Here is a 24025-nt window from a genome sequence, read left to right on the forward strand (position 1 = left end):
ACTCAATCCAAGATAGGAGCCATCATGGCAAAGAAAATCATTGGTTTTATCAAGCTGCAAGTGCCAGCTGGTAAAGCAAACCCATCCCCACCAATCGGTCCAGCTCTGGGTCAACGTGGTCTGAACATCATGGAATTCTGCAAGGCCTTCAATGCACAGACCCAAGGTCTGGAGCCAGGCATGCCGATTCCAGTCGTGATCACCGCGTTCGCTGACAAGTCCTTCACGTTCGTGATGAAGACGCCTCCAGCAACCTACCTGATCAAAAAAGCTGCTGCGATCACCAAAGGTTCGCCGAAGCCACATACCGACAAAGTCGGTACGCTGACCCGCGCACAAGCTGAAGAAATCGCTAAATTGAAAACCCCTGATCTGACCGCTGCCGACATGGATGCTGCTGTACGCACCATCGCTGGTTCCGCTCGTTCGATTGGTATCACGGTGGAAGGTGTTGTATAATGGCTAAGTTATCCAAACGTATCAAGGCTTTGAAAGCCAAAGTCGACCGTACCAAAGTGTACGCTTTCGACAACGCTGTCGCTCTGATCAAAGAGTGCGCAACGGCCAAGTTCAATGAATCGATCGACGTATCGGTACAACTGGGTGTTGATCCTAAGAAATCCGACCAAGTGGTGCGCGGCTCCGTCGTTCTGCCAGCTGGTACCGGCAAAACCGTACGCGTTGCAGTATTCGCGTCGGGCGAAAAAGCGGAAGCTGCTAAAGCAGCTGGCGCCGACATCGTTGGTATGGAAGACCTGGCTGAGCAGATCAAAGCCGGCGACATGCCTTTCGACATCGTTATCGCTTCGCCAGATACCATGCGTATCGTTGGTACCCTGGGTCAGATCCTGGGCCCACGCGGCATGATGCCTAACCCGAAAGTTGGCACTGTTACTCCTGACGTCGCTACCGCCGTGAAAAACGCGAAAGCCGGTCAAGTTCAGTACCGTACCGACAAATCCGGTATCATCCACGCTACCATCGGCCGTAAATCGTTCGCTGACGCAGATCTGAAGTCGAATCTGGTCGCACTGATCGACGCACTGAACAAAGCCAAGCCAGCATCGAGCAAAGGCGTGTACCTGCGCAAAGTTTCGCTGTCGTCGACCATGGGCGCTGGCGTCCGTGTTGACCAGGCTAGCCTGGCAGCTTAAGTAACAGAATCAAGTCCTGTAGCGCCTTCGGGCGCTGCGGGCGCATCTTTGGGCTGTCTGCTCGGTGTTCGCACCAGGCAGGCAGACAATCAAAGACCGTTGGGCCGACTGCGATCGCACATGCAGAAGGTTAATAGGCTTGCCGGCAACGGCAAGTGCCCAACGCAGATGGTGTACCCGAACAAGTTTTGTAGTCCTCATGCTGCGTGAATTCATCCGCTCAGTTTAGTACTTCTTGACTTCGGACGCCGTGTTCGAACCGATGCAAGGCGCTCAACCACTCGGTTGTGATTGCCGAACATCATTTAAGGAGGTTGACCGTGAGTCTCAATCTGAATGACAAAAAGGCCGTCGTCGCCGAAGTTTCCGCACAAGTAGCAAATGCGCAAACGATCGTCGTGGCCGAATATCGTGGCATCCAGGTTGGTCACTTGACGCAACTGCGTGCTAAAGCGCGTGCCCAAGGCGTGTACCTGCGTGTGTTGAAAAACACTCTGGCTCGTCGCTCCGTTGAAGGTACCGCATTCGCCAGCCTGGCAGATGCCATGACCGGCCCGTTGATCTACTCGATCTCGGCCGATGCCGTTGCAGCAGCTAAAGTCATCGCTGACTTCGCTAAAACCAACGACAAACTGGTCATCAAAGCAGGTAACTACGCAGGCAAGCCGCTGGATACAGCTGCTGTCACCGCGTTGGCGAGCATTCCTAGCCGTGAAGTCCTCATTTCGCAGTTGTTGGGCGTTATGCTGGCTCCGGTTTCGGGCTTTGCACGTGGTCTGGCTGCCCTGGCAGCGAAAAAAGGCGAAGGCGCCGAAGCTCCTGCAGAAGCAGCAGCAGAAGAAGCCCCAGCAGCCGCTTAATTGCGCGCGCTTTTTTCTCTCAGTACCAATCTGATGTAACTAACGTAATAAATTTAGGAGTTTCAAAATGGCAATTAGCAAAGACGATATCCTGGAAGCAGTTAGCGCCATGTCCGTAATGGACCTGAACGACCTGGTTAAAGCATTCGAAGAAAAATTCGGCGTGTCCGCAGCAGCTATGGCTTCGGCCGGTCCTGCAGCAGGCCCAGCAGCAGCTGCTGAAGAACAAACCGAATTCAACGTCATCCTTGACACCTTCGGCGCAAACAAAGTTGGCGTTATTAAAGCAGTTCGCGAAATCACCGGCCTGGGCTTGAAAGAAGCTAAAGACCTGGTCGATGGCGCACCAAAAACTGTGAAAGAAGCAGTGTCGAAAGCTGACGCTGAAGCAGCACAGAAGAAACTGGTAGAAGCCGGCGCAACCGCTTCGATCAAGTAATATCTGTACCGGCGGCAGTTAGCGCCCGAGTCAAAGTCTGAGGTTTCCCCTCGCAAGGGGGGAAATCCGACTTTGGCTCCTTTGTCGTCTGCATCGTATTTGTCATGTAGTTGTAGCAGCAGTTTTTATTCGATTCAAGCCGGAAAGCAGAGCCTTGAGGTTTCGTCTGTGTCACACGCAGCGGTGCAAACGAACACTTGCAAAACCTGAATTTTCTATCCTTTCTGTCACTCACGGAGTGTCCATGCACTACTCATTTACTGAGAAGAAACGCATTCGCAAATCATTCGCGAAGCGCGCCAACGTTCACCACGTTCCGTTCCTGCTGGCGACCCAGCTCGAGTCTTATCATAGCTTCTTGCAAGAGGACATAGCACCGTCCGGCCGCAAGAATGATGGCCTGCAGTCGGCTTTCACTTCGATTTTCCCTATCGTGTCGCACAATGGTTTTGCGCGTCTCGAATTCTTGTCGTACGTTCTCGGCGATCCTGCCTTTGACGTCAAAGAATGTCAACAACGTGGCCTGACGTTCGCGTCGCCGCTGCGCGCGAAAGTGCGTCTGGTGATCCTGGACAAGGAATCGCCAACCAAGCCCGTCGTCAAAGAGATGAAGGAACAGGAAGTCTACATGGGCGAATTGCCGCTCATGACGACCACCGGTTCGTTCGTCATCAACGGCACGGAGCGGGTTATCGTTTCCCAGCTGCACCGTTCGCCTGGCGTGTTCTTCGAGCATGACCGCGGCAAGACCCACTCGTCCGGTAAACTGCTGTTCTCTGCGCGTATCATTCCTTACCGCGGTTCGTGGCTGGACTTCGAGTTCGACCCGAAAGACATCCTGTTCTTCCGCGTCGACCGCCGTCGCAAGATGCCAGTAACGATCCTGCTCAAAGCCATCGGCATGTCGCACGAGCAAATCCTGGCGAACTTCTTCGTCTTCGACAATTTCAATCTGCGCTCCGAAGGCGCGGAGATGGAATTCGTCGCCGAACGTCTGCGCGGCGAAGTGGCGCGTTTCGACATCGTCGACAAGTCGGGCAAGACCCTGGTGCTGAAAGACAAGCGTATCAACGCGAAACACGTGCGTGATATCGAAGCTGCCGGCATCAAGCACATTTCCGTACCGGAAGACTACCTGCTGGGCCGCGTATTGGCGAAGAACATCGTCGATGGCGACACCGGTGAAGTCGTCGCTTCCGCGAACGATGAGCTGACCGAAGATCTGTTGGGCCGCCTGCGCGATGCCAACATTTCCGAAATCCAGACCTTGTACACGAACGACCTGGATCAGGGCGCCTACATCTCGCAAACCCTGCGTATCGACGACACCGCCGACCAGATGGCTGCGAAGGTGGCGATCTACCGCATGATGCGTCCAGGCGAGCCGCCAACGGAAGACTCCGTTGAAGCGCTGTTCAATGGCCTGTTCTACAATTCGGACCGCTACGACCTGTCGGCCGTGGGCCGCATGAAGTTCAACCGCCGCATTGGCCGCGATGAACTGACCGGCGCCATGACCCTGTCGAACGAAGATGTGCTGGCCGTGATCAAGATCCTCGTGGAACTGCGCAATGGCCGCGGCGAAGTCGACGATATCGATCACCTGGGTAACCGTCGCGTACGTTGCGTGGGCGAACTGGCCGAGAATCAATTCCGCGCCGGCCTGGTGCGTGTTGAGCGCGCCGTCAAGGAACGCCTCGGCCAAGCCGAAGCGGACAACCTGATGCCGCACGACCTGATCAACTCGAAGCCGATTTCGGCCGCGATTCGCGAGTTCTTCGGTTCGTCCCAGCTGTCGCAGTTCATGGACCAAACCAATCCTCTGTCGGAAATTACCCACAAGCGCCGCGTATCGGCTCTGGGACCCGGCGGTCTGACACGCGAACGCGCCGGCTTTGAAGTGCGCGACGTGCATCCGACCCACTACGGCCGCGTCTGCCCGATCGAGACACCGGAAGGTCCGAACATTGGTCTGATCAACTCGCTGGCGTTGTATGCCCGCCTGAATGAGTACGGCTTCCTGGAAACCCCGTACCGCAAGGTCGAAGGCTCCAAGATTACCGATCAGATCGACTACCTGTCCGCCATCGAAGAAGGCCGCTACATCATCGCTCAGGCGAATGCGACCATCAACGACGCCGGCATGCTGTCCGATGAACTGGTCTCGGCCCGTGAAGCTGGCGAAACCATCCTGGTCTCCCCGGAGCGCATCCAGTACATGGACGTTGCCCCAGGCCAGATCGTTTCCGTCGCTGCCTCGCTGATTCCGTTCCTCGAACACGATGATGCGAACCGTGCATTGATGGGCGCCAACATGCAACGCCAGGCTGTGCCTTGCTTGCGTCCGGAAAAAGCGCTGGTCGGTACCGGTATCGAACGCACCGTTGCGGTCGACTCGGGTACCACCGTGCAAGCGCTGCGTGGCGGTATCGTCGATTACATCGATGCGGGCCGTGTCGTGATTCGCGTCAACGATGACGAAGCGACCGCTGGTGAAGTGGGCGTCGACATCTACAACCTGATCAAGTACACCCGTTCGAACCAGAACACCAACATCAACCAGCGTCCTATCGTGCAAGTGGGCGACCGTGTTGCCAAGCGCGACGTGATCGCCGACGGCGCATCGACCGACCTGGGTGAATTGGCGCTGGGCCAGAACATGACCGTGGCCTTCATGCCATGGAATGGTCTGAACTTCGAAGATTCGATCCTGATCTCGGAAAACGTCGTCAAGGACGACCGCTACACCTCGATTCACATCGAAGAGTTGTCGGTGGTGGCCCGTGACACGAAACTGGGCGCGGAAGAAATTACGCGCGACATCTCGAACCTGGCTGAAAATCAGCTGGCACGTCTGGATGAGTCCGGTATCGTCTACATCGGCGCTGAAGTCCAGGCCGGCGATACCCTGGTTGGTAAAGTGACGCCGAAGGGCGAAACCCAGCTGACCCCGGAAGAGAAGCTGCTGCGCGCGATTTTCGGCGAAAAAGCTTCGGACGTGAAAGATACGTCGCTGCGCGTGCCTTCGGGCATGATCGGTACCGTGATCGACGTGCAAGTCTTCACCCGTGAAGGCATCGTGCGCGACAAGCGTGCCCAGCAAATTATCGATGACGAACTGAAACGCTTCCGTCTGGATCTGAACGACCAGATGCGTATCGTTGAAGGCGATGCCTTCCAGCGTCTGGAAAAAATGCTGATCGGCAAAGTTGTCAACGGCGGCCCTAAAAAGCTGGCCAAAGGCGCCAAGATCACCAAGGAATACCTGGCCGATCTGGACAAATACCACTGGTTCGACATCCGCCCTGCGGACGACGATGCAGCGGTAGCGCTGGAAGCGATCAAGGAATCGATCAACGAGAAGCGTCACCAGTTCGATCTGGCCTTCGAAGAGAAGCGCAAGAAACTGACGCAAGGCGATGAGCTGCAACCAGGCGTGCAAAAAATGGTCAAGGTGTACCTGGCCGTGAAACGCCGCCTGCAGTCGGGCGACAAGATGGCAGGTCGCCACGGTAACAAGGGTGTGGTTTCCCGTATTGTTCCTGTGGAAGACATGCCATACATGGCCGACGGCACGCCAGCCGACGTTGTGCTGAACCCGCTGGGCGTTCCTTCGCGGATGAACGTTGGTCAGATTCTCGAGACTCACTTGGGCTGGGCTGCCAAGGGTCTGGGTATCCGCATCGGCGAAATGCTGAAGGCGCAAACCAAGGTCGAGCAAGTGCGCAAGTACCTGACGACGATCTACAACGACAACGGCCGCGCGGAAGATCTGAACGACTTCGACGACGAAGAGATCATGAAGCTGGCGGAAAACCTGAAAAAAGGTGTTCCATTCGCCACGCCAGTGTTCGACGGCGCCAACGAAGAAGAGATCCGCCGCATGCTGGACCTGGCGTATCCGGACGACATCGCCAAGAACCTGGGCATGACCGCTTCGAAAAACCAGGTGACCATGTATGACGGTCGCACCGGTGAAGCGTTCGAGCGCAAGGTCACTGTCGGCGTCATGCACATGCTGAAACTGCATCACTTGGTTGATGACAAGATGCATGCGCGTTCGACCGGTCCTTACTCGCTGGTGACGCAACAGCCACTGGGCGGTAAAGCCCAGTTCGGTGGTCAGCGTTTCGGTGAGATGGAAGTCTGGGCACTGGAAGCGTATGGCGCGTCGTATGTCTTGCAAGAGATGTTGACCGTCAAGTCCGATGACGTGAATGGCCGTACCAAAGTGTACGAGAACCTCGTCAAGGGCGACCACGTGATCGACGCCGGCATGCCGGAATCGTTCAACGTGCTGGTCAAGGAAATCCGTTCGCTGGGTATCGATATCGACCTCGAACGCAACTAAACGACAGCACCCTGTCATTTGGTTTGGGAAACACAAAGCCCGGCTGGGAAACCACGCCGGGCAATGTAGTCTCAGGAATATAGAAATTTAATCACCTCTGGAGTGATACATGAAAGCACTGCTCGATCTATTCAAGCAAGTACAGACCAACGAGACCTTCGATGCAATCAAGATCGGTCTCGCTTCGCCTGAGAAAATCCGTTCGTGGTCCTACGGCGAAGTCAAGAAGCCGGAAACCATCAACTACCGTACCTTCAAGCCTGAGCGCGACGGCCTGTTCTGCGCCAAGATCTTTGGCCCGATCAAGGATTACGAATGCCTGTGCGGCAAGTACAAGCGCCTGAAACACCGCGGCGTGATCTGCGAAAAGTGCGGCGTCGAAGTCACCCTGGCCAAAGTGCGCCGCGAGCGCATGGGCCACATCGAGCTGGCCTCGCCGACCGCGCACATCTGGTTCCTGAAATCGCTGCCGTCGCGTCTGGGCATGGTCCTGGACATGACCCTGCGGGACATCGAACGCGTGCTGTACTTTGAAGCATACGTCGTGACCGATCCAGGCATGACCCCGCTGAAAAAGTGCCAGATCATGTCGGAAGACGACTACGCTGCCAAGTACGAAGAGTACGGCGACGACTTCACCGCCTTCATGGGCGCCGAAGGTATCCGTGAACTGCTGCGCTCGATCGACATCCACCGCGATGCCGAAACCCTGCGCGTGGAACTGAAGGAATCGAAATCCGAAGCCAAGATCAAGAAATACGCGAAGCGCCTGAAAGTGCTGGAAGCGTTCCAACGTTCGGGCATCAAGCCTGACTGGATGATCATGGAAGTGCTGCCAGTGCTGCCGCCGGAACTGCGTCCGCTGGTACCGCTCGATGGCGGCCGTTTCGCGACCTCGGATCTGAACGATCTGTATCGCCGCGTCATCAACCGTAACAACCGTCTGAAACGCCTGATGGAGCTGCGCGCTCCAGAGATCATCACGCGCAACGAAAAGCGCATGCTGCAAGAAGCAGTCGATTCGCTGCTGGACAACGGCCGTCGCGGCAAAGCGATGACCGGCGCCAACAAGCGTCCGCTGAAATCGCTGGCAGAGATGATCAAGGGCAAGGGCGGCCGTTTCCGTCAAAACTTGCTGGGCAAACGCGTCGATTACTCCGGTCGTTCGGTCATCGTCGTGGGCCCGCAATTGAAACTGCATCAGTGCGGCTTGCCGAAACTGATGGCGCTGGAACTGTTCAAGCCATTCATTTTCAATAAACTGGAACTGATGGGTCTGGCTACCACGATCAAGGCCGCCAAAAAGCTGGTCGAGATTCAAGAGCCGGTCGTATGGGACATCCTGGAAGACGTGATCCGTGAACATCCGATCATGTTGAACCGCGCACCTACGCTGCACCGTCTGGGTATCCAGGCGTTCGAGCCAGTCCTGATTGAAGGCAAGGCCATCCAGCTGCACCCGCTCGTCTGCGCCGCATTCAACGCCGACTTTGACGGTGACCAAATGGCGGTCCACGTTCCTCTGTCGATCGAAGCGCAGATGGAAGCACGCACCCTGATGCTGGCATCGAACAACATCCTGTTCCCGTCGAACGGCGAACCATCGATCGTTCCTTCCCAGGATATCGTGCTGGGTCTGTACTACGCGACCCGCGAAGCGATCAATGCGAAGAACGAAGGGATGATGTTCCCTGACGTGTCGGAAGTGATCCGCGCCTACGACAACAAGGAAGTCGAACTGACGACCCGCGTCACCGTGCGTATTACCGAATACCCGAAAAACGCCGAAACGGGCGAATTCGAGAAAACGGTAACGCGTTACGAAACGACGATCGGCCGTGCGATCCTGTCGGAAATTCTGCCAAAAGGCCTGCCGTTCTCCGTCCTGAACCGCGCGCTGAAAAAGAAAGAAATTTCCAAGCTGATCAACACGTCGTTCCGCAAGTGCGGCCTGCGCGCCACCGTGGTGTTCGCAGACAAACTGATGCAATCGGGTTTCCGCCTGGCGACACGCGCCGGTATCTCGATCTGCGTCGACGACATGCTGGTACCGCCTCAAAAAGTCACCCTGATCGCGACGGCCGAATCGGAAGTCAAGCAGATCGAACAGCAATACGCCTCGGGTCTCGTGACCGCCGGCGAGCGTTACAACAAGGTAGTCGATATCTGGGGCAAAACCTCGGATGAAGTCGGCAAGGCCATGATGGACCAGCTCAAAGTCGAAGACGTGATCCGCCGCGACGGCACCAAGTCGACGCAAGAATCGTTCAACGCCATTTACATGATGGCCGACTCCGGCGCGCGCGGTTCCGCAGCCCAGATTCGCCAGTTGGCCGGTATGCGTGGTCTGATGGCCAAACCGGATGGCTCGATTATCGAAACGCCGATTACCGCGAACTTCCGCGAAGGTCTGAACGTTTTGCAGTACTTCATTTCGACCCACGGCGCTCGTAAAGGTCTGGCCGATACGGCGCTGAAAACGGCTAACTCCGGTTACCTGACGCGTCGTCTGGTTGACGTGACGCAAGACTTGGTGGTGATCGAAGATGATTGCGGCACCATGAACGGCGCCGTCATGAAGGCACTGGTCGAAGGTGGTGAAGTCATCGAACCGTTGCGTGACCGTATCCTCGGCCGCGTCGTGGTGCATGACGTCGTCAATCCTGAAACCCAGGAAACGCTGTACGAAGCCGGCACCTTGATGGACGAAGACATGGTCGAAGAGATCGAGCGTCTGTCCATCGATGAAGTCAAGGTCCGTACGCCACTGACTTGCGACACGCGCTTCGGCCTGTGCGCCAAGTGCTATGGCCGCGACCTGGGCCGCGGCATGCTGGTCAACGCCGGCGAAGCCGTCGGTGTGGTGGCAGCGCAGTCGATTGGTGAGCCTGGTACCCAGCTGACCATGCGTACGTTCCACATTGGTGGTGCGGCATCGCGTGCGGCAGTGGCATCGTCGGTGGAAGCCAAGTCGAACGGTACCATCCGCTTCACGGCAACCATGCGTTACGTGACGAACGGCAAGGGCGCGCAAATCGTCATTTCCCGTTCCGGCGAAGTGCTGATTACCGACGACCATGGCCGTGAGCGTGAGCGTCATAAAGTACCGTACGGTGCGACCCTGATCGTCAAGGACGGCATGGTCATCAAGGCCGGTACGGCTCTGGCAACGTGGGATCCGCTGACCCGTCCGATCATTACCGAATACGCCGGTCAAGTGCGTTTCGAGAACGTCGAAGAAGGCGTTACCGTAGCCCGTCAGGTCGACGAAGTGACCGGTCTGTCCACCTTGGTGGCGATCGATGCGAAACGTCGCGGTTCGTTGACGAAAACGTTGCGTCCGCAAGTCAAGCTGATCAACGACGCGAACGAAGAAGTCAAGATCGCCGGCACCGAACACTCGGTGGCGATCGGCTTCCAGGTCGGCGCGCTGATCATGGTCAAGGACGGTCAACAGGTATCGGTTGGTGAAGTGCTGGCACGTATTCCTACCGAATCGCAAAAAACGCGCGATATTACCGGTGGTCTGCCACGCGTTGCCGAACTATTCGAAGCGCGCTCGCCGAAAGATGCCGGTATGCTGGCGGAAGTCACGGGTACGGTTGCGTTCGGTAAAGAAACCAAGGGCAAGCAGCGTCTGGAAATCACGGACATGGACGGCAACAAGCATGAGTTCTTGATCACCAAGGACAAACAAGTGCTGGTGCATGACGGCCAAGTCGTGAACAAGGGCGAGATGATCGTGGACGGCCCAGCCGATCCGCAAGACATCCTGCGCCTGCTGGGTATCGAAGCGCTGGCACGTTACATCGTTGACGAAGTGCAAGACGTGTACCGTCTGCAAGGCGTGAAGATCAATGACAAGCACATCGAAGTGATCGTGCGTCAGATGCTGCGCCGTGTTCAGATCGTCAATGCCGGCGACACCAACTACATCGTTGGCGAGCAGGTAGAGCGTTCGGAACTGCTGGACGAGAACGATCGCATGGCCGTTGAGAACAAGATTCCAGCGACCTACGAAAACGTCTTGTTGGGTATTACCAAGGCATCGCTGTCGACCGATTCGTTCATCTCGGCCGCATCGTTCCAGGAAACCACCCGCGTGCTGACCGAAGCGGCGATCATGGGCAAGCGCGATGGTCTGCGCGGCCTGAAAGAGAACGTCATCGTCGGCCGTCTGATTCCTGGCGGTACGGGCTTGGCCTTCCACCGCGCACGCAAAGAGAAAGAAGCGTGGGAAGTGGAAGAGCGTCAAGCGCTGCTGCTGGCCGAGAAAGCCTCGATGGCTGGCGAAGCTGCAGAAGCATTGCAGGATATCGAGACCCAGCAACACCACGGCGACGAAGCGTAATCTGCGCTGCTAGCTGACAAAACGGCACCTTCGGGTGCCGTTTTTTTATGGCCGTTACTGCGGCCTTCCACCGTGCACGCAAAGAGAAAGAGACGTGGGAAGTGGTTGAGCGTCAAGCCCCGCTGCTGGCCGATAAAGCCACCCTGGCCGGTGAAACCACCGACGATCTGCTGGCCATCGAAACCCGGTAACACCACGGCGACGAAGCGTAATCTGCGCTGCTAGCTGACAAAACGGCACCTTCGGGTGCCGTTTTTTTTATGTCCGTTACTGCGGCCTTCCACCGTGCATGCAAAGAGAAAGAGACGTGGGAAGTGGTTGAGAGTCAAGCCCCGCTGCTGGCCAATAAAGCCACCCTGGCCGGTGAAACCACCGACGATCTTTTGGCTATCGAAACCGGCAACACACGACGAAGCGTCATCTTTATCGAGCAGCGTACAATTTATAGTTAATTGCAATCGCATGGATGTCGTCCGCTTTATTTTCCTGGAAATTTTAATCATTTAATTGATAGAAATTCCAGGTAATAGAAAGATTTATTGCGTATGTCATTCAACGGTCATTCGCTAATTATTTAACTTATTAAATATATGCATCTTCGCTGTTCGCTGATAAGCACGGCACCAGGGAGAAATTCCTGGTGCCGTTTTTTTATGTCCATGACTGCGGCCTTCCAGCACACACGCAAACAGGAAGCCGCGCCCAGGAACGCCATGGCGTCAGCAAGTCTGCAGTATTGATCGGCACTCGTTTTTGCTGGCATCGTAAAACACATAGACGGCGGCCTCGTCATGAAAATAGCCGTCCACCGGGAGTTGTCCCAAAAATACTAGCGGACCGTGCGCCTCGATGGGCCAGTTGGGCGCTTGCAGCCAACGGGGCGGCTTCTTCGCATAGCGAAATAACGCGAGCAATTGCGCCCGCAGCCACTGCGTCCGTTCACTTTTTTTCGCATGCGGCGGTGCCTTGTCCAGCAGTGCCGCCACATAGGCCAGATCCACATCCAGCCACTTCGGCTGCGCCGCCAGCAAAAGCGCGTGCAGCTGGCCAGGCTTTTCCGAGACGAATAGCGGAATGCCGGCGGCGTGCAAAAACTCGGCCAGGGCGCCCTGCGCGTTCAGCACGTCCGCCGGATTGTGCAGGTCGAGCGATATCAGATAGTGATACAGCGTGTGCCCCGCATGCGCATACCTGGGCGCCGGCTGCGCCGACAACAGGTGCTCTGTTTCTGCGTCTTCATATAAAAGGTGTTCAAAGGCCGCCGTATCAAGCTGTCCTCCGACAAACCCGACCACGCTGCTAGTGGCTGATGACATACAAGTGTTCCCCTGAAAGTACGGTGCGTCGGTGACTGCGAGTGTGAGAGGGCACGCCGTTTTCCGATCGTTCGGGAGTGCGCAACCATGGCGATTATGCACGATGCCGTCTTGCCGGCACACTCTGTTGTAGCGTAGCAAAAGCACACTTGCCACGCCAATTTTCAGTGTGCTCATGCTAATATCTGGCGCATGATTGCCCAAGCCCTGTTTACTCCCGCCCAGCAGAAACTGCTGGGACTGCTCTTTGTCCGCGTGAATGAAGGCTTTCACTTGAACGAGATCATGCGCTTGACGGGGCTGGGCAGCGCGTCGGCGCAGCGGGAACTACGCCGGCTGCATGAGTCCGGCCTGATTACTTCCGAACGGATCGGCAATGTGCGGCGCTTCTGGCCCAACAAGGAAAGCCTCGTGTATCCGGAATTGAGCGGACTGGTGCAGAAAACCTTCGGCATCGTCGGTGTACTCAGCATGACTCTGGCGCCCTTGCGTGCCCAGCTGCACCTGGCATTCGTGTCGGGCGCCACGGCGAAGGGGCAGGACATGCCTGGCAGCGCCATCGATTTGCTGCTGGTGGGTGAAGAAGCCAATTATGGCGATCTGTTGACGGGATTGGCACCGGCCGAGCGAACCTTACGGCGTAAAATCAATCCCAACCTATATACGCTGGCCGATTATCGCCGGCGGCTACGTGAAGGCCAGCCATTTCTGCAGCAGGTATTACAACAGCCGAAGTTGTTTGTCATCGGCGATGAATCGCTATTACATACGCTGGCATTACCGGATTCTTCATTACAAGCGAATGACATGCCATCTGTATTCTAAAGGCCGGGCCTGGCATTCAATTTCTGATGCATGAAATTGTTGGCGAGAATAATATCTGAGGCGGATTGATCGTATGATGAATAAACTACAGGCTTTCGGTTTAATTGTTTCCCAAGCGGTACGCGGCGAATTAACGTTTCCCACGAGCGTTAATTCCGCACTGCAATTGCAATTGGCTTTGGCTGAACCGGACTGCCATATCGACCATGCGATCAAGCTGGTATTGGCCGAACCCTTGCTGGCGGCGCGCACGGTCGCGCTGGCCAACTCGGCCGTCTACAGCCGCGGCGATGCGGCGCCCGTGACCAGCGTGCGCGCCGCCGTCATGCGCATGGGCTACCGCAATCTGTACGCGCTGGTGGCGGCCATGGTCGTGCGCCAGTTCGGCAGCAAGATCATCGACCCCGTCCTGCGCCAGAAGGCGGCCCAGCTGTGGGAGCACACGGCCCACGTGGCGGCGCTGGCGCACGTGCTTGCCCGCCGCGTGACGCACGTCGATGCCGACACGGCGCTGTTCGCCGGCATCGTGCATGAGGTGGGCGGTTTTTACCTGTTGTCGCGTGCCGACGAATTTCCCGGCCTGCTCGACGACGATGCGGATCACTGGATGGAGTCCGCAGAAGAAATCATTTCCCGCGAAGTCATGAAGAAGCTTTTGATCCCGCTGGCCGTGAGCGAAGCCATCGAAGGCTTGCGCGATGGCTTGCTGTCGATTCCGCCCGACTCCCTGCTCGACACCTTGTTATTGGCCAAGCAACTGTCGCCCGTGCAGTCGCCGTTGCAGGTGACGTATGTGGAAATGCTCACGCCCTCCGATTCCGTCATCGATTTCATTATCGATAACGAGACTTTGCAAAGCATCCTCGCCGAATCGGCCGAGGAAGTGCGTTCGATGAGTGCCGCGCTGCTCGTCTGAGCTCGTCCGAGATCAGCGCCTTGTTCGCCTGGCCCTGCCGCGCTGTCTGCCAGCGCAGTCAGGGGCCCGGATGCAGCACGACCTTGATGCATTGCTCCTGTTTCTTCTGGAAGATTTCGTAGCCGTGCGGGGCTTCGTCCAGGGTCAAGTGGTGGGAAATGATGGCGCCGGGATCGAGCTCGCCCCGTTGTATCCGTTCCAGCAGTGGCTGCATGTAGCGCTGCACGTGTGTTTGGCCCGTCTTGATGGTCAATGAACGGTTCATGATGGAGCCAAACGGAATCTTGTCGCTGAAGCCGCCATATACCCCTGGCACCGAGACGACGCCGCCGTTGCGGCACGCCATCAAGGCTTCGCGCAGGGCCGTGGGACGATCCGATTCCAATTTCATCGTCTGCTTGAGGCGGTCGTAGATATAGCTGACGCCGGAGCCGTGCGCTTCCATGCCGACGGCGTCGATGCAGGCATCGGGGCCTCGTCCTCCCGTCATTTCCCGCAGGGCATCGGGCACGTCCAAGGCATCGAAATGCAGGGTTTCCGCACCGGACAGTTCGCGCGCCATGCGCAGGCGTTCCGGGTAATGGTCGATGGCGATGACGCGCTCGGCGCCGAGCAGGAAAGCGCTCTGGATGGCGAACTGCCCCACGGGGCCACAACCCCAGACGGCCACCACCTGGCCTGGCGTGATGGCGCAGGCTTCGGCCGCCATGTAGCCGGTCGGCAGTATGTCCGAGAGAAACAGCACCTGTTCATCCTTGAGCTCGTCCGGTACCTTGATGGGGCCGACGTCGGCAAACGGCACGCGCACATATTCGGCCTGGCCGCCCGCATAGCCGCCCGTCAGGTGGGAATAGCCAAAGATGCCCGCGCCCGAGTGGCCCCACATCTTTTCCGCCATATAGGCGTTCGGATTGGAATTCTCGCACACCGAGTACAGCTGTTGCTCGCAAAAGAAGCAACGTCCGCAGGCAATGGGAAACGGCACCACCACCCGATCTCCCACCTTGAGCTTGCGCACAGCGGAGCCCACCTCCACCACCTCGCCCATGAACTCATGGCCGAGGATATCGCCTTGTTCCATGGTGGGCACGACGCCATTGTAGAGGTGCAGGTCGGAACCGCAGATGGCCGTGGAACTGACTTTGATGATGGCGTCGCCGGGATTGAGGATGGCGGGATCGGGCACCTGTTCGATCCGTACGTCGCGCTTGCCGTGCCAGCAGTTGGCTTTCATGACACACCTCCGTTTGCTTGCGGTCGGGGGGAAGATACCGTGCCACCAGCCTTGTGCAGCAAGCGCGTCTTGAAGCTGCGCTTGCCTGACGGCTGGCCCTCGATGGTGCTGACTTCGCCCGTTTCCATCCACTGCTTGAAGCGGCGCAAGGTGGTCTCGATCTTGTAGGCGGGCGCCTGGCTGAACAGGCCGACCACGGCCGCGCCCACCTTGCCGACGGGCGCCTGCATGTGCAGTTGCATGGTGACCACGGTGCCGCGCCCGCCCGGTGCGGGCGACAGTTCCAGCGCGCCCGTTTCCGCATGATTTTCCGCCGCGCGCCAGCGCATGCCCTGGCCCGGACGCTCTTGCGTCAGTTCGCCTATCCACTCGCCTTCGACGCTGTGCCAGCGCGAGCGGCGCGCATCGATTATCTGCACCGACTGCAAGCCTGGCATGAAGCGGGGCAGGTTTTCCAGGTCGCGCCAGGCGCGGTAGCATTCGTCGGCGGAACGGTTGACGATCACGCTCCTTTGCAGCGCCAGCCCCTCTTCGCCGGGCGCGGGCAGTTCGCTCAGCTTGCGCGGCGCCAGTTGTGCGCTGGCGATATAGTCGATGGCCGTCACGCCTGCCACCACGGCTGCGGTCGCCGCCAGGCGCGTGCGCGCATTGCGCCGGCTGGTCATGGCCACGCCCAGCAGCGACAGATCCATGGCGTCGCCGGCGATGCGCGACCAGCGCCATGCCGGCCTGCTTTCTCCGCGCAGCAAGGCGACACCGCAAGCCATTTCGCGCAGGCCGATGGCGCGTATCCAGACAGGCGAGACGCCGCGCAAGCCGCTGGCCCGCGCCAGCCCGCGCGGCGCCACCAGCTGGACCAGGCCCAGTCCGATGCTGAGCCAGCCAAGTGCCGTGATCAGGCCATGGTTGCCATGCGCGGTATCGTCGGGAATGTGCCGTTGCAGCCGTCCATCGGCCTGGCCGCGCGCGCTCGTGTAGTGAAGAATGGCGTCGTGCCCATTCCCGGACGAGCCGGATGTTTCCGCTGGCATTTCTGACTGCTGCCGCCACGTTGGCGGACGCGCCGTAGCGCCATCGCTGATGTCTTCGTTTTGCATGCTGCCTCCCTTCTGTGTATGGGAATTAGGCAGCATTGTTTGGTACGCGTTCCGGCAGGCGTGCGTGAGATGCGCTGGATCTGCGCCAGATCAAGCATCGGCGCGAAAAAAACGGCAGCCCCGGTTGGCGCTGCCGTTGTAGCGGAAAGCGACTAGCTTACTTCTGCTGGGCGATCCACCGGTCGACCTTGGCTTCCAGCAGTTTCAGGGGCAGCGTACCGTCGCTCAGCACCACTTCATGGAACTTCGGCAGGCTGAATTTGTCGCCCAGCGCCTGCTGCGCGCGCTGGCGCAGTTCGACGATCTTCAGCGAACCGATCTTGTAGCCCAGCGCCTGGCCCGGCCAGGCCATGTAGCGTTCCGTCTCGCTTTTCGCCACGGCGTCATAGCCGAGGGTGTCGCGCATGTACTTGATGGTCTGCTCGCGCGTCCAGCCCTTGGTGTGCAAGCCCGTGTCGACCACCAGGCGCACGGCGCGCAGCATCTCGTCGTTCAAATGGCCGAAATACTGGGCCGGATCCTCGAACAGCCCCATTTCCTTGCCCAGGGTTTCCGCATACAGGGCCCAGCCTTCCGTGAAGGCATTGTTGCCGCCGAAGCGGCGGAAGTTCGGCAAGTCCATCTCTTGCACCAGCGCCAGGTGGAAATGGTGGCCCGGCTTGCCTTCGTGCAGGAACAGGGTGGTCATGCCCGTGTCGCCATACAGTTTCGGATCCGTGACGACGGACCAGAACACGCCGGGGCGCGAACCGTCGGCGGCCGGCGCAGTGTAGTGATCGGCGGCCGTGTCGCGGCTCAGTTCAGGTTCCAGGCGCAAGTCCAGCGGCGCCTTCGGCACCAGGGTGAACAGGGCGGGCAATTTGCTGTCGAGCAGCACGTTGAGCTTGCGGTAGACGTCGAGCACTTCCTGCTCCGTCTTGAACGGGCGGTATTTCGCCTGTTCCGATACCCATACGGGCAAGCCGGCGGCCGGGCCGTTGTAGCCCATCTTCGGGCCCACGATCGCGTATTGTTCCTGGATGCGCGCCACTTCCTTCAAGCCGATGGCGTGGATCTGCTCCGGTTTCAGATCCGTGGTGGTGCTGCTGGCCACGCGCGCCTGGTACCAGGCGGCGCCATCGGGCAGGGTGCTCCAGCCGCTGCTCGTGCGGCCGGCCGGCAGGTAATCGCGCTCCATGAAGGTGGACAGGCGCTGCAGCGCCGGCATCAGCTTGGCTTCGATGATGACGGTATAGGTTTGCGTCAGGCGCGCCTTGTCCGCGTCGGAAAAGCTGGCCGGCAAGTTCTTGATCGGCGTGTAATAGACGCTGTCCTGCGGCGTGGCGCTGACGAGCTTCTTGAATTGCGGCAGGGCCGATTCCGTCAGCGCCTTCGGCAGCACGATGCCCTTTTGCATGCCGACTTTCATGTTGGCGATGGCCTGGTCTATCCAGCCCGGCAACTGGCCGATACGGCTCAGGTAAGCGTCATACTCCTTGACCGTGGTCAAAGGCTGCGATGCCTCGCCGCCCGCATAATTGGCGAGGGTGACGGGCATGCTGTCCATCTGGTTCAGCGGCAGCAGGTATTCCGGGAAGCGCTCGTAGCTCAGCGCCGTGGCCAGTTCATAGTCGAGGATGTCGTAGTTGATCTGGTCCTGGTGCGACAGCTGTGCGCGGGCAATGCTGCGCAGCGTCTTCTGGTACTGGCGGTACAGCGCGAACTGTTTTGCGCGCGCGGCGGGCACGATGGCTGAACCGAGCTGGTCATCAAAACGGTTGTCGCCGCTCTCGGTGGCATTGATCGGCTCGAAACGGGCCAGCGCATCGTAGTATGTGTCGGCCAGCACTTGCAGCTGCTGCTTTGCTTTTGGCGCGCTGACGGCGGGCGCGACGGCTGTTTTGGCAGCGGGCTGGGCCGCTTGCGCCATGGGCGCGTAGGCGAGCAACAGGGAGATGGCCAGGGGGCCGAGGGTGCCGGCGGCAAAACGATGCTTCATGCGCGATGTCCTTTGTAAGGAGGGAATGAACGGAGGCGTTGTGGGTCGGGGTAGCCGGTCGCGATGGAGCAGCCGGGGCGTAAGCATACGCCATTGCCCAGTACGTTTGGATAAATTGTACGAGAGGAATGTTGCTATTTTGCCGTAGGCGGCAGGGCCGCTTTCATCGTTTGCCAGTGGCTGCTGCTCAAGGGAAGGCAAGCAGGGCAGGGCGTGGCGGCGATCAGGCTGCGGATCTGCTGCGCGCGCGCCGCCGTTTGCGGGTGCGAGGAAATCCAGTCGGGCACCTTGGCTTTGTCCTTGTCATCGAGCTTCTGGAAAAAGCTGAGCATGCCGTCGGGCCGGATGCACGCGCGCTGCAAGGCGAGCAAACCGAGACGGTCCGCCTCTTCTTCCATGTCGCGGCTGAAATACAAGGTGCCGGCCTGGTGCGCCAGCATGGCGGCCACGGCGCTGATGTCGCCGATGGTCACGCCCACGAGGGCGCCCCAGCCCAGGCTGCTGATCATTTGCCGCAGCGAATGGCGCTGCTCCACATGCTGCACTTCATGCGCGAGCACGCCGGCCAGCTCGCCCGGGTCGGCGGCCTGGCGCAGCAAGCCCGTATGCACAACGATGATGCCACCCGGCATGGCAAACGCGTTGACCGTGTCGTCGTTCTTGATCAGCCAGCGGTATTGGTAGCGCGAGCCGGCCGTCAGCTTGCGGCCGATCTCCTGCACCGTCTGCTGCTCCACGCCGCTTTCGCTGATGCCGCCTTGCGCGCGCACTTGCGACAGGGCCAGTTCGCCCAGCTGTTTTTCCGTCGACAAAGGGATGAATCCCGCCAGCGCGCCGACGGCATGGCCGCCTTGCCACCACAGCAGAGCTGCCGCGACGACGGCCGCGCCTGTCAAACCGGCCAGCCAGCCCGACACCTGCCGCCGGTTGCGCTGGCGCTCGCCCCACAAACGCTGCAGTTGTGGCTGCAGCGCGGCCGGCGCTTCGCGCAAGACGATGGCGATGTCGCTAGCCGTCAGCGGCTTGAGCGAGGCTTGCCGTCCTTGTTCGTCGAGCCAGTTCAGGAACAGTTCCGGCCCATCGACGCCGCCCACGCTGACGACCAGCTGCGCCACGTCGACACCATGGCCGGGCGCATCGATAGCCAACTGGCTGCCGAAAAAATGCGCGCTGACGGCCGTGCCCGCCGGGCCGCCCTCGGGACCCGTCAGCAGTGCCTGGAATGGCGTCATGCGGCGGCCTCGGCAAAGCGGCTTTCGTACAGGGCCGCCATCAGGTCGGACTGGCTGATGATGCCGGCCAAGCGTTCTTCATCGTCGAGGATGGGAATATGGTGATAGCCGGCGTCGGCCATCAGGGGAACCAGATCGATGATGGGCGTGCCCAGGCGGGCCGTGTGCGGGGACGGCGTCATCAGCTGCCCCACCACTTCCGGCTTGTCGCTATGGGACAGGCCGCTGCGTTGCAGCAGGCCGCGCAGGCGCTGGCGCATGCCCTGATAATCGTCGAGGCCGCCATGGCGCAGGAAATCCGTCTGCGTGATAATGCCGATGACGCGGCGCGCCCGGTTCAGCACGGGCAGGGCGCCCACCTGGTGTTCGCGCATGGTGCGCCAGGCAACATCGAGCGGCGTGCCGAACTCCACGCTGAGCACGTCTTTCGACATGATGTCGGCGCAGGTGACGACGCCGAAGCGGCGCTGGTAGGCGCGCATTTCCGTTTGCAGGAAGATCGCTTGCAAATCGTCGCGGCTGATATCGAGCACTTCGCTGTGCTGGCGCAAGACGGCATCGAGGTCATCCGGAGAAAAGCCCAGGCGGTTGCTGGGCACGTTATCCTTGGTATCGTGCGGATGCGGCGCCACCAGTTGCTGGATGTGCGGATAGCGGCGTCCCGTCAGGTTGTTGTACAGCACGGCGCAAGCGACCAGCACGGCGGAATTGAACAGCACGGTGATGAAGACGAATTCAAAGCCGGCCGCATGCACGCTGGCGCCGCCAACCACCGTGGTGAGCGCCACGGCGCCGCCCGGCGGATGCAGACAGCGCAGGGCAAACATGGCGCCGATGGCCAGACAGGCGGCCAGCGCCGCCACGCCCACGCTGGATCCCAGCCATTTCACGCAGGCCATGCCGACCAGGCCGGAGATGACGTTGCCGCCTACCACGGACCACGGTTGCGCCAGCGGGCTGGCTGGCAGGCAGAACAGCAGCACGGCCGAGGCGCCCATGGGCGCGATCAGGTAGACGCTGGCGCTGTCGGGGGCCAGCAGGAAATGGCAGATCAGGCCTGTCAGCAGCAAGCCGCAGATGGCGCCCGCACACGCGCGCAATTGTTCGCGGCGGCTGCCGTTGTTCGGTTGCGGCAGCCAGCGTGCCAGGAAAGAAGTCGTCATGGAGGAAGGCGCGTTCGGGCCGCGTTGCTCAGTGTGAGCCCGATATTATCCCATGCGTTCCATTTCGCTGCCTGCAGGCATCAATCTTCGGCACAGACTGCTTGCAAGCCGTGTTGCTCCAGCAAGTTCCTGGAGGCCGCGATGGCGGAAGGTGCCGGCTTGCTGCTGGCGCAGGCATAGATGTCATTGAGGACCACCGCCGCATCCTTGCCCATTACAGCGGCCATCAGCTCGGCCAGGTTGCGGTCGGAAAAGTGTTCATACAGCAGGGCCAATACGGCGAAATACGCCGAGTCGGGAATGCCAGCGGGATAGGCGCTGCGTAGCATGCGAGCGGCGCCGGACAAGGTTGGGGGCAGGGTATCTGGCATGCTCAAGCGGCTACTCCTTGGTGTTGCTTATACCTTTTCCGCATAAGCACAGTGCAATTAAATGGTGGATATTTCCCATAAGCAGGCATATTCTAGACAATCACGCTAGCTGGCAGCTGTTCAGCTGGCCTCACGATTTTTTTCAGGAGCCCGCATGCGCTTTTCTCTTTTCCTTGCCAGCCTGCTGCTTGCCGGCACCGCCGTTGCCGCCGCGCCGACACCGGCTAACCCCGTCGCCACGCCGCACTTGCCGTACAACGCGGCGGCCGACGCCAAGGCCGACGTGGCCCGCGCGCTGGCCGAAGCGAAGGCGGCGCACGTACCTGTCTTGCTGATCTTTGGCGCCAACTGGTGCGAGGATTGCCGCGCGCTCGACAAGGCATTGAAGGAAGGCAAGAACGCGGAATTGATGCAGCAGCAGTTCAAGGTCGTCAAGGTCGACGTGGGTAACTTCGACCATAACCTGGACGTGGCGCAAGCCTATGGCAATCCGCTCAAGAAAGGCATCCCGGCTGCCGTGCTGGTCTCGAGCGACAATAACCAGGTGCTGTACGCCACCAAGGGCGGCGAACTGGCCAATGCCCGCCGCATGAGCGAGAGCGGCATCTACGATTTCTTCAAGCAAGCGGCCAGCGTGAAAGCGCCGGCGATTTAAGCGTCTTCTTTAAAACTCTTCCCACGCATCGCTGGCCGGCGCTGCCGGGCGCGATGGCGTGGGCAGCGCCGGCTTGTGCGCCGGCTGCCGGGGCTGTGGCTGCGCCGCATGCCCGGATTCTTCCAGCTTGAACACGCTGACCACCTGCGCCAGCCGGCCCGCCTGATCCTGCAACGATTGGGCTGCTGCCGCCGCTTCTTCCACGAGGGCCGCGTTTTGCTGGGTGGCGTCATCCATCTGCGTGACGGTGGCATTGACTTGCGCGATACCCTGGCTTTGTTCCTGGCTGGCCGAGGCGATTTCTCCCATCAGGTCGGCCACCCTTTGCACGGAGACGACGATGTCCTGCATGGTGGCGCCGGCCGAGTCGACCAGCTTGCTGCCCGCTTCGACCTTGCTGCCCGAGTCGACGATCAAGTCCTTGATTTCTTTCGCTGCCGCTGCCGAGCGTTGCGCCAGGTTGCGCACCTCGGTTGCCACCACGGCAAAACCGCGGCCCTGTTCGCCCGCACGGGCCGCCTCGACGGCCGCGTTCAGGGCGAGGATGTTGGTTTGAAAGGCAATGCCGTCGATCACGCCGATAATGTCCGCGATCTTGCGTGAACTTTCCGTAATCGCGCCCATCGTCTGCACGACTTGTCCCACCACTTCCCCGCCCTTGACGGCGTGGTTTGAGGCCGACACGACCAGCTGATTGGCCTGGCGCGCGTTGTCCGCATTCTGTTTCACAGTCGACGTGAGTTCTTCCATGGCCGCCGCCGTCTCTTCCAGGCTCGACGCCTGGGCTTCCGTGCGCGCCGACAGGTCCAGATTGCCCGACGCGATCTGGCTCGATGCGCTGGCAATGGAGCCCGTACTGTCACGAACTTCGCGTATCGTCACGTTCAGCGATGCGACGAAGCGGTTGAAGGCGGCGGCCAGCGCGCCGACCTCGTCTTCCGACTCGACGGGCATGCGGCGGCTCAGGTCGCCATTGCCGCTGGCGATTTCGCTGAGCATGTCGGCCGCCCGCGCGACGGGGGCGGCGATGGCGCGGCTGATGACATAAATGATGCACAGGGCGATGCCGCCACCGACGAGGCCGGCGATCAGGGCGGCAAGCAGGGCCGAACGCGTGACATTGCCCAGCACTTCCGCTTCCGGCACTTCCGCCATCACGTATAAATTCAATTCCGGCACGAAGGAGGCGGCGACGAACTGGCGTCCCGCAGGCGCGTCGTAGATGGCGTATGCGTATTTGTTGCCGGTCAACAGGCTCTTGCTCAGGGTATCGCTAAAGCCGGGCAGATCCTTGAGCTGATGCTTGCCGTCGGCCAGGGCCGTGTCGCGGTGCACCAGCAGCACGCCATTGGCGCGCGCCAGGTAGACATGGCCCGTCTGGCCGATCTTGTAGCTGCGGATAGTGTCAGCCAGCGCATTGATGGACAGGCCCAGGCCGGCCGCGATCTGCTTGCCGCCCGCCGTCTGGCCGCGCGCATTCAGGTACAGCATCAGGTCGCTGGAGTTTTCCGCCTTGTCGATGTCGAGCGTGTAGGCCTTGTCGCCGGCCAGCAAGCCATAAAACCACTGGTCGGCCGCCTGGTTCTTGTCCAGGGTGCGCAGCAAGCCTTCCGTGGTGAAATACTTGCCCGTACTGGCCGAGGCCCAGTTGATCGAAGCGGCCTTGTTCTTTTCCTTGACGACCTTGGCGTAGCGCTGGAAGGTGGCGATGCCGCTGTCGGGCAAGCCCGCGTCTTCCCAGTCTTGCAGGTAGACATCGTTGGCCATGGTCTGCACCACGGACAGGGGCTGGCTGATCTGGCGCAGCACGTCGTTGCGGATCTCGCCCACTTGCGCCGGCAACTCCTGGCTGACGACGCGCTCGCGCACGTAATCGCTGCTCATGCGCACGCTGAGGAAAGACGAGATCGCCATGAAGAGCAGCAGGCACAAGCCCATGCTGAACAGGAGTTTTTTCTGGATGGAGAGGCGGCGGAGCAGAGACATGGAAGACCTTGGAGGATGGCCTGCAGAATGAGCAGAAAAGCGGGCAGGCGAGCAGACAGTATACCGGCCGCACTGCGCCTTCCATCGCACCATTGCT

The 24025-nt window shown here is 59.7% G+C and carries 18 protein-coding genes; 10 read left to right on the forward strand and 8 right to left on the reverse strand.

Annotation, left to right across the window (positions count from 1 at the left end; genetic code table 11):
- The first annotated feature begins 24 nt into the window (after positions 1–24).
- The 7 genes from rplK (at position 25) to SKZ59_RS14185 (ending at position 11607) form a co-directional block, all read left to right on the forward strand.
- On the forward strand, positions 25–459 hold the full coding sequence (gene rplK / locus SKZ59_RS14155) for a 50S ribosomal protein L11 (RefSeq protein ID WP_034753131.1): 435 nt from the start codon (positions 25–27) through the stop codon (positions 457–459).
- Complete coding sequence (gene rplA, locus SKZ59_RS14160) at positions 459–1154, forward strand: 50S ribosomal protein L1 (RefSeq protein WP_034753134.1); 696 nt, start codon at positions 459–461, stop codon at positions 1152–1154. The genes rplK and rplA overlap by 1 nt, the downstream gene beginning before the upstream one ends.
- A gap of 320 nt (positions 1155–1474) precedes the next feature.
- Positions 1475–2014, forward strand: coding sequence for a 50S ribosomal protein L10 (gene rplJ / locus SKZ59_RS14165; RefSeq protein ID WP_034753621.1), 540 nt, complete (start codon positions 1475–1477; stop codon positions 2012–2014).
- A 67-nt stretch (positions 2015–2081) separates the two neighbouring features.
- Positions 2082–2453 carry a 50S ribosomal protein L7/L12 gene (gene rplL / locus SKZ59_RS14170; protein ID WP_034753136.1) on the forward strand — a complete coding sequence of 124 codons (372 nt, stop codon included), beginning with the start codon at positions 2082–2084 and terminating at the stop codon, positions 2451–2453.
- A 244-nt stretch (positions 2454–2697) separates the two neighbouring features.
- The gene (rpoB, locus tag SKZ59_RS14175; protein ID WP_046682083.1) at positions 2698–6804 is read left to right on the forward strand and encodes a DNA-directed RNA polymerase subunit beta; all 4107 of its coding nucleotides are present in this window, start codon (positions 2698–2700) and stop codon (positions 6802–6804) included.
- 109 nt (positions 6805–6913) lie between these two features.
- A complete protein-coding gene (rpoC, locus tag SKZ59_RS14180; protein WP_034753138.1) occupies positions 6914–11155 on the forward strand; it encodes a DNA-directed RNA polymerase subunit beta' in 4242 nt (1413 codons plus the stop codon).
- A 260-nt stretch (positions 11156–11415) separates the two neighbouring features.
- A complete protein-coding gene (locus SKZ59_RS14185) occupies positions 11416–11607 on the forward strand; it encodes a hypothetical protein (RefSeq protein WP_072457700.1) in 192 nt (63 codons plus the stop codon).
- A gap of 267 nt (positions 11608–11874) precedes the next feature.
- Here the strand turns inward: SKZ59_RS14185 and SKZ59_RS14190 are convergent, their stop codons facing one another.
- A complete protein-coding gene (locus tag SKZ59_RS14190) occupies positions 11875–12471 on the reverse strand; it encodes a hypothetical protein (protein WP_072457702.1) in 597 nt (198 codons plus the stop codon).
- A gap of 273 nt (positions 12472–12744) precedes the next feature.
- Between SKZ59_RS14190 and SKZ59_RS14195 the strand changes: the two genes are divergently transcribed.
- A complete protein-coding gene (locus SKZ59_RS14195; RefSeq protein WP_319992115.1) occupies positions 12745–13296 on the forward strand; it encodes an ArsR family transcriptional regulator in 552 nt (183 codons plus the stop codon).
- Positions 13297–13372: 76 nt separating this feature from the next.
- Entirely contained in the window at positions 13373–14212 is an 840-nt protein-coding gene (locus SKZ59_RS14200) for an HDOD domain-containing protein (RefSeq protein WP_034753622.1), read from the forward strand.
- 58 nt (positions 14213–14270) lie between these two features.
- On the opposite strand, the gene SKZ59_RS14205 is transcribed toward SKZ59_RS14200, so the two are convergent.
- The 6 genes from SKZ59_RS14205 to SKZ59_RS14230 all read right to left on the reverse strand — a co-directional run bounded on the left by SKZ59_RS14205 (position 14271) and on the right by SKZ59_RS14230 (position 21287).
- Positions 14271–15446, reverse strand: coding sequence for a zinc-dependent alcohol dehydrogenase (locus SKZ59_RS14205; protein ID WP_072457706.1), 1176 nt, complete (start codon positions 15444–15446; stop codon positions 14271–14273).
- Positions 15443–16543, reverse strand: a complete 1101-nt coding sequence (locus SKZ59_RS14210) for an SRPBCC family protein (protein WP_319992116.1) — start codon at positions 16541–16543, stop codon at positions 15443–15445. The genes SKZ59_RS14205 and SKZ59_RS14210 overlap by 4 nt, the downstream gene beginning before the upstream one ends.
- A 157-nt stretch (positions 16544–16700) precedes the next feature.
- A complete protein-coding gene (locus SKZ59_RS14215; RefSeq protein ID WP_319992117.1) occupies positions 16701–18521 on the reverse strand; it encodes a DUF885 domain-containing protein in 1821 nt (606 codons plus the stop codon).
- A gap of 134 nt (positions 18522–18655) precedes the next feature.
- Positions 18656–19753 carry a M48 family metallopeptidase gene (locus tag SKZ59_RS14220; RefSeq protein WP_319992118.1) on the reverse strand — a complete coding sequence of 366 codons (1098 nt, stop codon included), beginning with the start codon at positions 19751–19753 and terminating at the stop codon, positions 18656–18658.
- Positions 19750–20916, reverse strand: a complete 1167-nt coding sequence (locus SKZ59_RS14225; protein ID WP_070301656.1) for an HPP family protein — start codon at positions 20914–20916, stop codon at positions 19750–19752. The genes SKZ59_RS14220 and SKZ59_RS14225 overlap by 4 nt, the downstream gene beginning before the upstream one ends.
- 80 nt (positions 20917–20996) lie before the next feature.
- The gene (locus SKZ59_RS14230; protein ID WP_319992293.1) at positions 20997–21287 is read right to left on the reverse strand and encodes a DUF3349 domain-containing protein; all 291 of its coding nucleotides are present in this window, start codon (positions 21285–21287) and stop codon (positions 20997–20999) included.
- Positions 21288–21441: 154 nt separating this feature from the next.
- On the opposite strand from SKZ59_RS14230, the gene SKZ59_RS14235 reads away from it, so the two are divergent.
- The gene (locus SKZ59_RS14235; RefSeq protein WP_034753151.1) at positions 21442–21942 is read left to right on the forward strand and encodes a thioredoxin family protein; all 501 of its coding nucleotides are present in this window, start codon (positions 21442–21444) and stop codon (positions 21940–21942) included.
- A 9-nt stretch (positions 21943–21951) separates the two neighbouring features.
- On the opposite strand, the gene SKZ59_RS14240 is transcribed toward SKZ59_RS14235, so the two are convergent.
- Positions 21952–23928, reverse strand: coding sequence for a methyl-accepting chemotaxis protein (locus SKZ59_RS14240; RefSeq protein WP_319992119.1), 1977 nt, complete (start codon positions 23926–23928; stop codon positions 21952–21954).
- Between the last annotated feature and the right edge of the window lie 97 nt (positions 23929–24025).

Origin of the sequence: Janthinobacterium sp. GMG2 (assembly GCF_033949445.1) — a bacterium.
Taxonomy (GTDB): domain Bacteria; phylum Pseudomonadota; class Gammaproteobacteria; order Burkholderiales; family Burkholderiaceae_D; genus Janthinobacterium; species Janthinobacterium aestuarii.

Excerpts from the sequence above, each read along its gene's own strand:
- rplK (WP_034753131.1), top strand. The coding sequence starts at position 25 with ATGGCAAAGAAAATCATTGGTTTTATCAAGCTGCAAGTGCCAGCTGGT.
- rplA (WP_034753134.1), top strand. The coding sequence starts at position 459 with ATGGCTAAGTTATCCAAACGTATCAAGGCTTTGAAAGCCAAAGTCGAC.
- rplL (WP_034753136.1), top strand. The coding sequence starts at position 2,082 with ATGGCAATTAGCAAAGACGATATCCTGGAAGCAGTTAGCGCCATGTCC.
- rpoB (WP_046682083.1), top strand. The coding sequence starts at position 2,698 with ATGCACTACTCATTTACTGAGAAGAAACGCATTCGCAAATCATTCGCG.
- rpoC (WP_034753138.1), top strand. The coding sequence starts at position 6,914 with ATGAAAGCACTGCTCGATCTATTCAAGCAAGTACAGACCAACGAGACC.
- SKZ59_RS14185 (WP_072457700.1), top strand. The coding sequence starts at position 11,416 with ATGTCCGTTACTGCGGCCTTCCACCGTGCATGCAAAGAGAAAGAGACG.
- SKZ59_RS14190 (WP_072457702.1), bottom strand. The coding sequence starts at position 12,471 with ATGTCATCAGCCACTAGCAGCGTGGTCGGGTTTGTCGGAGGACAGCTT.
- SKZ59_RS14200 (WP_034753622.1), top strand. The coding sequence starts at position 13,373 with ATGAATAAACTACAGGCTTTCGGTTTAATTGTTTCCCAAGCGGTACGC.
- SKZ59_RS14205 (WP_072457706.1), bottom strand. The coding sequence starts at position 15,446 with ATGAAAGCCAACTGCTGGCACGGCAAGCGCGACGTACGGATCGAACAG.
- SKZ59_RS14210 (WP_319992116.1), bottom strand. The coding sequence starts at position 16,543 with ATGCAAAACGAAGACATCAGCGATGGCGCTACGGCGCGTCCGCCAACG.
- SKZ59_RS14215 (WP_319992117.1), bottom strand. The coding sequence starts at position 18,521 with ATGAAGCATCGTTTTGCCGCCGGCACCCTCGGCCCCCTGGCCATCTCC.
- SKZ59_RS14220 (WP_319992118.1), bottom strand. The coding sequence starts at position 19,753 with ATGACGCCATTCCAGGCACTGCTGACGGGTCCCGAGGGCGGCCCGGCG.
- SKZ59_RS14225 (WP_070301656.1), bottom strand. The coding sequence starts at position 20,916 with ATGACGACTTCTTTCCTGGCACGCTGGCTGCCGCAACCGAACAACGGC.
- SKZ59_RS14230 (WP_319992293.1), bottom strand. The coding sequence starts at position 21,287 with ATGCCAGATACCCTGCCCCCAACCTTGTCCGGCGCCGCTCGCATGCTA.
- SKZ59_RS14235 (WP_034753151.1), top strand. The coding sequence starts at position 21,442 with ATGCGCTTTTCTCTTTTCCTTGCCAGCCTGCTGCTTGCCGGCACCGCC.
- SKZ59_RS14240 (WP_319992119.1), bottom strand. The coding sequence starts at position 23,928 with ATGTCTCTGCTCCGCCGCCTCTCCATCCAGAAAAAACTCCTGTTCAGC.